Below are 12,844 nucleotides of genomic sequence, written 5' to 3'. Positions count from 1 at the left end.
GAGCTGATCCATGAGCACCGCACGCCTGTCGGGATTCCCCGAGTGGTTGCCGGCCGACCGCATCGTCGAGGAACGCGTCCTCGACCGTCTCAAGTACACCTTCGAGATGAACGGTTTCGCGGCGCTCCACACCCGGGCGGTCGAACCCCTCTCGGCTCTCGCCAAGGACGGCGAGATCGACAAGGAGGTCTTCGCGGTGTCCCGACTCCATGCGGAGGAGGGGGAGAGCGTGAAGAACCCGCTGGGGCTCCACTTCGACCTCACGGTGCCCTTCGCCCGGTACGTCGTCGAGAACGCCGGTCACCTCGCGTTCCCGTTCAAGCGCTACCAGATCCAGCCGGTGTGGCGCGGAGAGCGCCCGCAGGACGGCCGGTACCGCGAGTTCGTCCAGGCGGACATCGACATCGTCGCGGAGGACACTCTCGCCGATCACTTCGAGGTCGAGATCCCGCTCGTCATGGCCCAGGCCTTCGACGCGCTCTCGGAACTCGGGGTGCCCGGCGTGCGGATCCTCGCGAACAACCGCAAGCTCCTCGAGGGCTTCTCGCGCGGCCTCGGGCTCGAGGACGTCACGGCGGTCCTGCGCTGCATCGACAAGTACGACAAGATCGGCCCGGAGAAGGTCGCCGAGCTGCTCGCACAGCAGGCCGGTGCGGACGCGGCGCAGCAGCAGCAGCTCCTCGCCCTCGCCGCGATCGAGAGCTCCTCGGGGGCGTTTGCGGACGAGGTCACCGCGCTCGGCGTCGAGCACCCCCTCCTGTCCGAGGGTCTCGAGTCACTCACCCGCCTCCTCGACGCGGCGAACCGGCAGCAGCCCGGCGTCGTCGTCGCCCAGCTCAAGATCGCCCGCGGTCTCGACTATTACACCGGTTCGGTGTACGAGACGCAGCTCCTCGGCCACGAGTCCCTCGGCTCGGTGGCCTCCGGCGGCCGCTACGACTCGCTCGCGACCAACGGGAAGAAGACGTACCCGGGTGTCGGCATGTCCCTCGGGGTCTCGCGGCTCATGTCCCGCCTCGTCGGGAAGAACCGCGTCGTCGAGGCGTCGCGATCCGTTCCGACCGCGGTCCTCGTCGCCGTCACCGACGAGGCGCGGCGCGAGGAGTCCGTCGAACTCGCCCGGCGTCTGCGGGCCCGTGGCATCCCCACCGATGTGGCACCGGCTGCCGCGAAGTTCGGCAAGCAGATCCGGTTCGCCGACCGTCGTGGCATCCCCTTCGTGTGGTTCGTGGACGGGGAGACCGGCCACGAGGTCAAGGACATCCGCTCGGGCGAACAGGTGACGGCCGACCCGGAGATCTGGGCGCCGGCCGAGGACGACCTGTGGCCGTCCATCCGTCGGGTCACGCAGGACGCCTGAGCGACCGGCCGGGGCCCGGCGCCCGGTGCCCGGGGGCGAGTTCAGGGCAGTCGGGAACCCGGCAGGCGCCTCGGCTCCGGGTCCGGGGCGAGGGATCCGTCGGGAGCGATGTGGGCGAAGATCTCGCCCACCATCGTGACGACGTGGGGGTCGTCGACGACGTAGAAGATACGGCGGCCCTCGCGGCGGCTCGACACGAGTCCCGCGAGGCGCATCTTCGCGAGGTGCTGCGACACCGTCTGCACGCTCGTCCCCGACGCCTCCGCGAGACCGCTCACATCGAGCTCCTCGTGGGCCAACAACCACACGATGAGAAGCCGGGTCGACGAGGAGAGCATGCGGAAGGTCTCCGCGGCCACGTCGATCTGGGCCGATGTCGGCACCTCCGGTGTCTGCTGCGGTTCCACCCGGTTCGCTCCTGTCCCCACCCGTCCCCGGATGCCCCGAGCGGGGCACTATCATGGGGCGAGCGCATCACACCATTCATCCTAAGGAGACAACTCAGTGTTACGAACCCACGAGGCGGGCTCCCTCCGGCTCACGGACGTAGATTCCACCGTCACCCTCGCCGGGTGGGTGGACCGCCGCCGCGATCACGGTGGCGTCGCGTTCATCGACCTCCGTGACGCGTCCGGCATCGTTCAGGTCGTCGTCCGCGAACAGGACGCGGACCTCCTGAAGAACGAAACGGTCGTGAAGGTCACGGGCACTGTCTCCGCCCGCCCCGAGGGCAATGCGAACCCGGCGCTGCCGACCGGTGAGATCGAGATCGTGGACACCACGGTCGAGGTGCTCTCCGAGGCCGCACCGCTGCCGTTCCAGGTCTCCGACCACGCGGAGGACGCCGGACAGGTGGGTGAGGAGACCCGCCTCAAGTACCGGTACCTCGACCTGCGTCGGTCCGGGCCGCAGAAGGCGATCCGCCTAAGGTCCGAGGCCAACCGCGCGGCCCGGAAGGTCCTCGAGGACCACCGCTTCGTCGAGATCGAGACCCCGACGATGACGCGTTCGACCCCCGAGGGTGCACGTGACTTCCTCGTGCCGGCGCGTCTGCGTCCGGGCAACTGGTACGCCCTCCCGCAGTCGCCGCAGCTGTTCAAGCAGCTGTTGCAGGTCGCAGGCATGGAGCGCTACTACCAGATCGCACGCTGCTACCGCGACGAGGACTTCCGCGCCGACCGGCAGCCGGAGTTCACGCAGCTCGACATCGAGGCCTCGTTCGTCGAGCAGGACGACATCATCGCCCTCGGTGAGGACATCCTCCAGGCGATCTGGTCCCTCATCGACGTCGAGATCCCGCGCCCCATCCGCCGGATGACCTACCGCGAGGCGATGGAGCGTTACGGCTCGGACAAGCCGGACCTCCGTTTCGACATCGAGCTCACCGACCTCACCGCGTACTTCGCGGACACGCCGTTCCGCGTCTTCACGGCCCCGTACGTGGGCGCCGTGGTGTACCCGGGCGGGGCGAAGCTCGCCCGTCGCACGCTCGACGGGTGGCAGGAGTGGGCCAAGCAGCGCGGCGCCAAGGGCCTCGCGTACGTGCTCATCCAGGAGGACGGCACGCTCACCGGTCCGGTCGCGAAGAACATCTCCGAGGCCGAACGCGAGGGCCTCGCCGCCGCCGTGGGTGCGCAGCCGGGCGACGCGGTGTTCTTCGCCGCCGACAAGCCGAAGGCCGCACGTGCGCTCCTCGGTGCCGCACGGAACGAGATCGCCGCCCGTGAGGGGCTCATCGACGAGAACTCGTGGTCCTTCGTGTGGATCGTCGACGCCCCGATGTTCGAGCCCGCCGCCGACGCCGTGGCCTCCGGTGACGTCGCGGTCGGTGAGGGTGCGTGGACCGCGGTCCACCACGCCTTCACCTCCCCGAAGCCCGAGTTCCTCGACACCTTCGACACGGATCCGGGCGAGGCACTCGCCTATGCCTACGACATCGTGTGCAACGGCAACGAGATCGGTGGTGGATCGATCCGTATCCACCGCCGTGACGTGCAGGAGCGCGTGTTCCGTGTCATGGGCATCAGCCAGGAGGAGGCGCAGGAGAAGTTCGGCTTCCTCCTCGAGGCCTTCAAGTTCGGTGCACCTCCGCACGGCGGTATCGCGTTCGGTTGGGACCGTGTCGTGTCCCTCCTCGCCGGTGCGGAGTCGATCCGCGAGGTCATCGCGTTCCCGAAGTCCGGTGGCGGGTACGATCCGCTCACGGACGCGCCCTCGCAGATCACCGCACAGCAGCGTGCCGAGGCGGGCGTCGACTTCGTGCCCGAGGACGAGGACGCCGAGTCCGCGGTCGCAGGGGCCTGACCGTCGGGCCCGATGGTCACCTGTACGCATGACTGATCTCTTCGGCGCGGCGGGGGCGACGGACGACACGTCCGACGCCCCCGCCGCGCGCACGTCCTCACTCGATCCGCTCGCGGTACGGATGCGTCCGCGTTCGATCGAGGAGATCGTCGGGCAGGAACACCTCACGTTCCCCGGGTCGCCGCTCCACCAACTCGTCCATGCGCAGGCGGGGGACAAGGCCGGTGCCTCTTCCGTCATCCTGTGGGGCCCGCCCGGGGTCGGGAAGACGACGATCGCGCACGTGATCTCGTACGCGCAGGGGCGTCGGTTCGTCGAGCTCTCGGCGATCACCGCGGGCGTCAAGGACGTGCGTCAGGTCGTCGAACAGGCCCGGACCGACCGCGAGCTCTACGGGCGCACCACCGTTCTCTTCCTCGACGAGATCCACCGGTTCTCGAAGGCCCAGCAGGATGCGCTCCTGCCCGCCGTCGAGAACCGCCTCGTCGTCCTCATTGCGGCGACGACGGAGAATCCCTCGTTCTCGGTCGTCGCGCCCCTCGTCTCCCGGTCGCTCGTCCTTACCCTCCGGCCGCTCACGGACGAGGGGGTGGGCACCCTCGTCGATCGCGCCCTCGAGGCCGACCGCGGGCTCGCCGGGCAGTTCCGCCTCGACCCCGAGGCGCGCGCCCACATCGTGCAGGTCGCCGCCGGGGACGGCCGTCGGTCGCTCACCATCCTCGAGGCCGCGGCCGCGATCGCGAAGGCACGGACGGCCCTCGATCAGGCCGCACAGCAGGCCTCGGAGGACGATCCCGGGGAGGGTCCGGAGGAGGGACCGGGGGAGTCGGAGGAGGGACCGGGGGAGTCGGACGCCCCGGACACTCCGCTCATCACCCCCGACCACGTCGCCGACGCGGCGAACCAGGCGATGCTCCGCTACGACCGGAACGGCGATCAGCACTACGACGTCGTGTCCGCGTTCATCAAGTCCATCCGCGGCTCGGACCCGGACGCCGCCCTCCACTACCTCGCCCGGATGATCGCGGCGGGGGAGGATCCCCGGTTCATCACCCGTCGGCTCGTCGTCCATGCCGCGGAGGACATCGGGATGGCCGATCCGCAGGCGCTCCAAATCGCCGTCGCCGCGCAGACCGCCGTCGAGAGGATCGGGATGCCCGAGGGGCGGATCCCGATGGCCGAGGCGACCGTCTACCTCGCGACGGCACCGAAGTCGAATGCGATCATCACGGCGATCGACAGCGCTCTCGCGGACGTACGCGCGGGGAAGTCCGGCGAGGTCCCGTTGCACCTGCGGGACGCGCACTATCCCGGGGCGTCCGCCCTCGGGCACGGGGTCGGTTACCGCTATGCCCACGACTGGCCGCACGGGGTCGCACCCCAGCAGTACATGCCCGAGTCCCTGCGCGGAACGCAGTACTACACGCCCGGGACGAACGGGACGGAGAAAGCCGTGGCCTCCCGACTCGAGGTGATCCGGCGGATCCTCGCCTCCGAGGAATGAGTTCGCCTCGGAGGATCGCCGTCTGCTAAGCTGGTGTGTCGTTGTGCCTCGGAACTCCGAGGCGGTCGGACCTCGGTGGACTCGCACCGATCTCCCTCTTTCCCATCCGGGGAAACAACGGTCCCGCTGCGGCGAGCACGCGCCGGCGGCGTTCCGGAGGTCGACCTCACGGAATGTGGTCCGCACCTGCGACGGGACTCGAAGAAGAACACGAAAGGCACGCATGTCTGCACCTTCGCGCAATCGTCGTCAGGTCCGCCTGTCGCGCGCACTCGGTATCGCCCTCACTCCCAAGGCGGAGAAGTACTTCGAGCGTCGTCCGTACCCGCCGGGTGAGCACGGCCGCGCACGTCGTCGCAACGACTCGGACTACTCGGTCCGCCTCAAGGAGAAGCAGCGTCTCCGCGCCCAGTACGGCATCCGCGAGGCCCAGCTCCTCAAGGTCTACAAGGAAGCCCGTCGCGAGTCCGGTCTGACCGGTGAGAACCTCGTCGAGCTCCTCGAGATGCGCCTGGACGCCCTCGTGCTCCGTGCCGGCTTCGCCCGCACGATCGCACAGGCCCGTCAGTTCGTCGTCCACCGCCACATCATGGTGGACGGACAGCGCGTCGACCGCCCCTCCTTCCGCGTGAAGGAAGGCCAGATGATCCACGTGCACACCAAGTCGGCCGCCATGGACCCGTTCCAGGTCGCCGCCGCCGGCGCGCACCGCGACGTCCTCCCGGCCGTCCCCGGTTACCTCAAGGTCGACCTCGAAGCCCTCCAGGCCACGCTCCTGCGTCGCCCGAAGCGCGCCGAGGTCCCGGTGACCTGTGACGTCCAGCTGGTCGTCGAGCACTACTCGCGCTGATCGCCTGCGCCCACTGCCCGGTTCCGGAGTCCCTCCGGCACCGGGCAGTGTGCATTCAGCGGCGTGGGGCTTTCGGCCGGAGGAAACGGATCTGCCGAGGGCAAACGCATCTATTTCCCTCTCGCGAGATGCAAACGGATTCGCTTGCCCTCGTCGAATCCGGTGGAACCCCACGATCCGGGTGGGTGCGCGGACTCGAGGTCGGCCCGGGACGGGGCGGCTGTGTCGCCTGTGCGAGCGGCGACGACCACTCACCTGCATGTGGCAATCATGTGAGGTTGCCACTGTTCAGGTCGCGATCGACGGTGTGATCTCGGCGAGATCACGCGGTTGATCGCGATCCGAATCCCGTATCCGCAGTCGATCGCGATCTCGATGCACGGCACGGCTCGCACGGGGACGACGCCGCCGAATACGTTTCGGGTCGTGCCGCCCGGCAACCCGCAATCACCTGTGCGATCCTGCACGATCCAGTGCCCGGTTCTCGTGCGAGAGTGCGCAGCTGATTCCGAGATCGTGCGAAACTGCGCAGCTGATTCCCTCCGGTTTGCTCTCCGCCCGGGAACTTCGGGTTCACCGGGGAGGGCGACAACGGGACCCACCCCGACGGCCTGGCCGGAGGAGGAGACCCGCCCTGGGTTTACCAGCGTCGCGGCCGCCGACCCCTCGGCCCCAGAAATCCTCGGGGTGGCCGCGAACGTCTTGGGGGCGGGGGTGCTCTTCGGCACTGGCGGTGTGAAGCCCGGCGGAGACATCGGTTCTGTACTCCGTGGCCTCGGACGTTGTGTGGGTGCCGGTACTTTCTGGCATGGCGCGGGTGCCGGCCGGCGGGAACATCAGTCTCGTACCCCGTGGACGCAAACGTCTTGGGGTGCCGGTGCTTTTCGGCAGTGCACCAACGTACGGGATTCGACATCGCGAATCTGCGTGATTCGCCTCGCCCATATCGCACTTGAATGCTGAGTTCGGGCGGGAACGCACACGCCATCGCGATCTCGACGCCGGGGGAGCGGACAAACGCGATCTCGACGACGGCGACGAGCGCACGCAATCGCGTTCTCAACACCCCGCCGACGAGCGCACGCCATCGCGATCTCGACGCGGCGAAGACAGCAAGCGCTACCTCGACGACGGCGGAGTAGGCCAACGCGTTCTCGACACCACCGGCGAATGCGCTTTGTGATGCGAACGCAGCGGCCCGTCGACGGCGTCTCCCGTCCGTGGCTTCCCGGCCGGTGGTGTCCCCGGCCGGTGGTACCTCCCGCAGGGGCGCCCCGCGCGGTGACGGTTCGGTTCGGAAACGGCCGCCGGCGGTTTGTATGATTGCCCGGAAGCTCCGCACGCGTGTCGCACGCGCGCACCCCACAACCCCAGGCCCCCTCGTGGGCGTCGACGGCCCGTTTCCCGGACTCAACCTCCGGCGACGGGCAATGGAAAGGTCGGAATGAAGACGGCAGAGATCAAACGGCGTTGGCTCGAGTTCTTCGAGAAGAACGGTCACACCGTGGTCCCCTCGGCGTCCGTGATCAGCTCGGACCCCTCGATCCTCTTCAACATCGCGGGAATGGTGCAGTTCATTCCCTACTTCACCGGCCGAGAACCCGCCCCGTACTCCCGCGCCACGAGCGTTCAGAAGTGCGTGCGCACGCAGGACATCGAGGAGGTCGGCAAGACCACCCGCCACGGCACGTTCTTCCAGATGAACGGCAACTTCTCCTTCGGTGACTACTTCAAGGAGGACGCGATCACCTTCGCGTGGGCCCTCCTCACGACGCCGGAGGCGGACGGCGGTCTCGGATTCGATCCCGAACGCCTGTGGGTCACCGTCCACCACGACGATGCCGCGACGATCGACCTGTGGCTCGCCCGCACCGGGGTGCCCCGCGAGCGCATCCAGATGCGCGGCAATGCCGACAACTTCTGGCACACCGGCCAGCCCGGTCCCGGCGGGTACTGCTCCGAGATCTACTACGACCGCGGCCCCGACTACGGGGTCGAGGGCGGCCCGGAGGCGGACGAGGACCGCTACATCGAGATCTGGAACCTCGTCTTCATGGAGTTCGAGCTCGGCGCGGTGCGGTCGAAGACCGACTTCGACATCAAGGGCGAACTCCCCGCGAAGAACATCGACACCGGCATGGGGCTCGAACGCGTCGCGTTCCTCAAGCAGGGCGTCGAGAACATGTACGAGATCGACGAGGTCTACCCCGTCATCGAGGCCGCCTGCACCCTCTCGGGCAAGTCCTACGGCGCACACGCCGAGGACGACGTCCGCATGCGCGTCGTCGCCGACCACATCCGTTCCGCACTCATCATCATCGGTGACGGAGTGCGCCCCGGGAACGAGGGCCGCGGGTACATCCTCCGCCGCCTGCTGCGCCGTGCCGTCCGCGCGATGCGACTCCTCGGCGTCACGGATCCCGTCCTGCCGACGCTCTTCCCGACCTCCATGGAGGCGATGAGGGCGAGCTACCCGGAACTCGAGGCGGACTTCGACCGCATCTCCCGCGTCGCCTATGCGGAGGAGAAGGCGTTCCTCCGGACCCTCGAGTCCGGCACCGCGCTCCTCGGGCACGCGGTCGAGAAGGTCGGCCGGGGCGGCACGATCGGTGGCGACATCGCGTTCACGCTCCACGACACCCACGGTTTCCCCATCGACCTCACCCTCGAGATGGCCGCTGAACACGGCGTCGCCGTCGACGAGTCGGGCTTCACCGAGCTCATGAGCGAGCAGCGGCGCCGGGCGAAGGAGGACGCGAAGGCGAAGAAGGGCGGTCTCGCGAAGGACCTCTCGGCCTTCAGCGCACTCCTCGAATCGGGTGCCTCCGAGTTCGTCGGATACGACAACCTCTCCGCGGACTCGCGGATCCGGGGACTCGTCGCCGAGGGCACCGCGGTGGAGACCGCGACCGCCGGGGACACCCTCGACCTCGTCCTCGACGTGACCCCGTTCTACGCCGAGGCGGGCGGTCAGCGTGCCGATGTCGGCCTCATCCGCGGCGACGGGTTCCTCGCGAAGGTCCTCGACGTCCAGAATCCGCTCAAGGGCCTGCCCGCACACCGGGTCGAGATCCTCGAGGGTGAGATCTCCGAGGGCGCCGATGTCCTCGCCGAGGTCGATCCGGGGCACCGGTTCCAGTCCGCGCAGGCGCACTCCGCGACCCACCTCGTGCATGCCGCGCTCCGCGAGATCCTCGGACCGAACGCGGTACAGGCGGGTTCGCTCAACCAGCCCGGGTACCTGCGCTTCGACTTCTCCTTCCCGGAGGCGGTCTCGGCACAGATGCGCGCGGAGATCGAGGACGCGGCGAACGTCGCGGTCCGCGACAACTTCGACGTCTCCTACGAGTACCTGCCCTTCGAGGACGCGAAGAAGTCCGGGGCGATGGCACTGTTCGGCGAGAAGTACCCCTCGGTCGTGCGTGTCGTCGACATCAACGGTGTGTGGTCTCGCGAGCTCTGTGGCGGCACCCACGTGCAGCGCACCACGGAGATCGGTCCGATCTCCGTCCTCTCCGAGGCCTCCGTCGGTTCCGGTACGCGCCGTATCGAGGCCTCGGTCGGTCTCTCGGCGTTCCGCGAACTCGCGAAGGAACGCACCATCGTGCAGTCCCTCTCCGACATGCTCAAGGTGCCGGGCCTCGACGTGCCCGAGCGGGTGTCCGGTCTCCTCGACCGGATCAAGGAGGCCGAGCGCACGATCGCCCGCCTCAACCAGGAGAAGGTCCTCGCCGCCGCCGGTGACGCCGCCGCGGCCGCGACGCAGGTCGGCGGGATCACGCTGAGCACGACCGACCTCGGTGAGGTGTCCGGTGCGAACGACGTCCGTGCCTTCGTGCTCGACGTCCGCGGCCGCCTCGGCAACGCCGCTCCCGCGGTCGTCGCCGCGGTCGGGTCCTCCTCCGGGCGCCCCAGCATCGTCGTCGCGACGAACCAGGCCGCCCAGGACGCGGGCCTGCGGGCCGGCGACCTCGTGCGCCTCGGCGCCGGGGTCCTCGGTGGCAAGGGCGGCGGCAAGCCCGACCTCGCGCAGGGCGGCGGCCAGGACCCCACGCAGGCACCGGCCGCACTCGCGGCCCTCGCCCGGGAGCTGGAGAACCGCGCGTGACCTTCCGGCGGGGGCGGCGCCTCGGGATCGATGTGGGCTCCGTCCGCGTCGGGATCGCCCAGTGCGATCCCGACGGGATCCTCGCGACCCCGCTCGACACCGTGTACCGCCGTGACGGCGACGAGACGGCCCTCCGGCGGATCCGCGCGATCGCCGAGGAGTACGAGCCCCTCGAGATCATCGGGGGGCTGCCCGCCTCGCTCGACGGCACCGAACGTGCCTCCGCACAGGTGGCGCTCGACTTCACCCGACGGATCGCCGAGGTGACCGGCGTGCCCGTCCGTCTCCACGACGAACGCTTCACGACGACCCAGGCCCACCGGGTACTCCAGTCGGTCGGGAAGAACGCGCGCAAACGCCGGGAGATCGTCGATTCCGTCGCCGCGGTCGTCATCCTCCAGGCGGCGATCGACCAGGAGAAGCAGACCGGAGTGCCCGGCGGCCGGATGCTCGACGACGTGCCCACGACCCCGACCACCGGAGGAGTTCCCGAGTGACACGCGACCGCCAGGCCGACGAGCCGCAGCCGGAACACGACCCGAACGCGACTGCCCGACTCGATGTGTCGGAGATCCTCGGGGGCGGGGGCGCACCGGATTCCCCCGAGACCCCGGTGACGGCCGAGGTCCCGCAGGTGGGGGAGACCCCGCAGGGGGAGGAGATCCCGGCCGGAGACACGGACGGCGGGGACGAACCCTTCCCGCCCGTCCTCTCGCGGAGCGAGCAGCGGGCCCAGCGGCGCAGGCGGATGCTGCGCAGACGACGGACGACGATCCTCGTCCTCATCGTCGTCCTCCTCGTCGGAGGAGCGGGAGCGTTCGCCCTCACGACCGGCAGGGACATGGTCGAGCAGCTCACCGGGAGCGGTGACTTCGAGGGCGAGGGCAGCGGCGAGGTCGTCGTCACGGTCCACGAGGGCACCTCGCTCACGGAGATCGCCAATCAGCTCGTCGACGCCGGTGTCATCAAGTCCTCGCGCCCCTTCATCAAGGAGGCCGAACGCCGCGAACTCGTCATCCAGGCGACCGACTACACGCTGCGCACGGGCATGAGCTCGGAGGCCGCGGTCGAGGCATTCATCACCCCGATCGGCGCCGCGAAGCTCGCGGTGCCCGAGGGATTCCGCGTCGAGCAGATCCGCGCGCGCATGATCGAACAGGGTTTCCCGGAGGACGAGGTCGCCGATGCGCTCGACGACCACGTGCCCTCCGACTACGGGCTCGAGGTCGACGCCCCGAGCCTCGAGGGGTACCTGTATCCCGCGACCTACACGATCCGCCCCGGCATGGACGCCCAGCAGATGGTCCAGGCGATGGTGGACCGCACCGGCGAGGAGATCGACGACCTCGGGATCCCGCACGAGCGGGTCAACGAGGTGTTCACCCTCGCGAGCCTCGTCCAGGTCGAGTCGCCGGGCGACAACGAGGTCCGGGCGAAGGTCGCCCGGGTCTTCCTCAACCGCGTCGACGAGGGCATGCGCCTGCAGTCCGATGCGACCGTCGCCTACTACGCCGGTGCCCGCGACGATCTCACGACGACCGCCGAGGAGCGGGACTCCGACAACCCGTACAACACGTACAAGCACGAGGGGCTGCCGCCGGGACCGGTGAACTCCCCGGGCCGCGAGTCCGTCGATGCGGCGGAGAACCCCGCGGACGGCCCGTGGTTGTACTTCGTGGCCATCGATCCCGACACCGGGGAGACCGCGTTCGCCGAGACCTACGACGACCACCTGGAGAACGTCGAGATCTACCGCGAATGGCTCCGGGAGCACGGGGAGTCCGCCGAGGACGGCGAGTGACGGGCCCGGCCGCCGAGCCGGTACGTGCCGCCGTACTCGGGTCCCCGATCGCGCACTCGCTGTCCCCGCGCCTGCACACCGCGGCATTCGCCGCCTGCCGGGTGGCCGGTGAGTACGGCCGGTACGAGGTCGCCGAGGCGGACCTCCCGGGGTTCCTCGACACGCACCTCCCGCAGTACCGGGGGTTCTCCCTCACGATGCCGCTCAAACACGCCCTCGTGCGCCTCGCGCAGGAACGCGGATGGGGGATCGACGACACCGCCGCGCTCACCGGGGCCGCCAACACCCTCGTACGCGGCGGCGATGACGCAGTGCGGGTGCTCAACACCGACGTCACCGGGATCGTCGAGGCCGTGCGCGAGGCCTGCGGCGACCGGGTCCATCCGCATGCGGTGATCCTCGGGAACGGCGCCACCGCGGCGTCCGCTCTCGTCGCCGCCTCGCAGCTCGGCGCGACCCTCGTCGACCTCGTCGTGCGGAACCCGGACCGGGCCGCGCCCGTGGTCGCCCTCGCGCGGAGGCTCGGCGTCGACGCCCGGGTGCGTCACCTCGACACGTGGGAGCCCGGTGAGTCGGTCCTCACCGTCTCGACCCTGCCCGCCGGCGCGCTCGACGCACGGGACCTCACATGGCCCGGCCGCCTCGACGTGCCCGCGCACGGGCACCCGCCGATCGGGAACCCGCCGACCGTCCTCGACGTCGCGTACGCGCAGTCCCGGACCGATCTCGTGGGTGGCTACCGGGCCCGTGGCGGGATCGGGATCGACGGGACGCGGATGCTCGTCCACCAGGCCGTCGCCCAGTTCCTCGCCTTCACCCGTACCGTCCCGGGGAAGACCGGCGTCGGTCCGGACGAGCGCGGCCGGATCGCGAACGCGATGTCCGCCGCGCTCGAGGGAATCTGAGAGGCGGTCCGT

Annotated in this window: 10 protein-coding genes; 9 read left to right on the top strand and 1 reads right to left on the bottom strand. The window is 69.6% G+C overall.

All coding sequences use genetic code 11. The features are described from left to right. Nucleotides 1–10 precede the first annotated feature (10 nt). Complete coding sequence (gene hisS / locus ABD172_RS09575; protein ID WP_344309101.1) at nt 11–1,360, top strand: histidine--tRNA ligase; 1,350 nt, start codon at nt 11–13, stop codon at nt 1,358–1,360. A 41-nt stretch (nt 1,361–1,401) separates the two neighbouring features. Here the strand turns inward: hisS and ABD172_RS09570 are convergent, their stop codons facing one another. Further along, nucleotides 1,402–1,767 carry an ArsR/SmtB family transcription factor gene (locus ABD172_RS09570; RefSeq protein ID WP_344309099.1) on the bottom strand — a complete coding sequence of 122 codons (366 nt, stop codon included), beginning with the start codon at nt 1,765–1,767 and terminating at the stop codon, nt 1,402–1,404. Nucleotides 1,768–1,864: 97 nt separating this feature from the next. Here ABD172_RS09570 and aspS point away from each other — a divergent pair, with 97 nt between their 5' ends. The 8 genes from aspS to ABD172_RS09530 all read left to right on the top strand — a co-directional run bounded on the left by aspS (nt 1,865) and on the right by ABD172_RS09530 (nt 12,832). Further along, on the top strand, nt 1,865–3,664 hold the full coding sequence (aspS, locus tag ABD172_RS09565) for an aspartate--tRNA ligase (RefSeq protein WP_344309098.1): 1,800 nt from the start codon (nt 1,865–1,867) through the stop codon (nt 3,662–3,664). Nucleotides 3,665–3,692: 28 nt separating this feature from the next. After that, on the top strand, nt 3,693–5,168 hold the full coding sequence (locus ABD172_RS09560) for a replication-associated recombination protein A (RefSeq protein WP_344309097.1): 1,476 nt from the start codon (nt 3,693–3,695) through the stop codon (nt 5,166–5,168). A 223-nt stretch (nt 5,169–5,391) separates the two neighbouring features. After that, nucleotides 5,392–6,018, top strand: a complete 627-nt coding sequence (gene rpsD, locus ABD172_RS09555; protein ID WP_344309096.1) for a 30S ribosomal protein S4 — start codon at nt 5,392–5,394, stop codon at nt 6,016–6,018. 952 nt (nt 6,019–6,970) lie between these two features. After that, complete coding sequence (locus tag ABD172_RS09550) at nt 6,971–7,201, top strand: hypothetical protein (RefSeq protein ID WP_344309094.1); 231 nt, start codon at nt 6,971–6,973, stop codon at nt 7,199–7,201. 261 nt (nt 7,202–7,462) lie between these two features. Then, a complete protein-coding gene (gene alaS, locus ABD172_RS09545; protein WP_344309092.1) occupies nt 7,463–10,126 on the top strand; it encodes an alanine--tRNA ligase in 2,664 nt (887 codons plus the stop codon). After that, entirely contained in the window at nt 10,123–10,623 is a 501-nt protein-coding gene (gene ruvX, locus ABD172_RS09540; RefSeq protein WP_344309090.1) for a Holliday junction resolvase RuvX, read from the top strand. The genes alaS and ruvX overlap by 4 nt, the downstream gene beginning before the upstream one ends. After that, nucleotides 10,620–11,927 (top strand): endolytic transglycosylase MltG, encoded by a 1,308-nt coding sequence (gene mltG / locus ABD172_RS09535; protein ID WP_344309089.1) that lies wholly within the window; start codon nt 10,620–10,622, stop codon nt 11,925–11,927. Before ruvX ends, mltG begins: the two co-directional genes overlap by 4 nt. Next, nucleotides 11,924–12,832 carry a shikimate dehydrogenase family protein gene (locus ABD172_RS09530; protein ID WP_344309087.1) on the top strand — a complete coding sequence of 303 codons (909 nt, stop codon included), beginning with the start codon at nt 11,924–11,926 and terminating at the stop codon, nt 12,830–12,832. Before mltG ends, ABD172_RS09530 begins: the two co-directional genes overlap by 4 nt. Nucleotides 12,833–12,844: the final 12 nt, after the last annotated feature.

The sequence above is a fragment of the Brevibacterium samyangense genome (genome assembly GCF_039529845.1).
GTDB lineage: Bacteria > Actinomycetota > Actinomycetes > Actinomycetales > Brevibacteriaceae > Brevibacterium > Brevibacterium samyangense.
The sequence above is the reverse complement of the archived record's forward strand: the minus strand, read 5'-3'. Positions and strand labels throughout refer to the sequence as shown.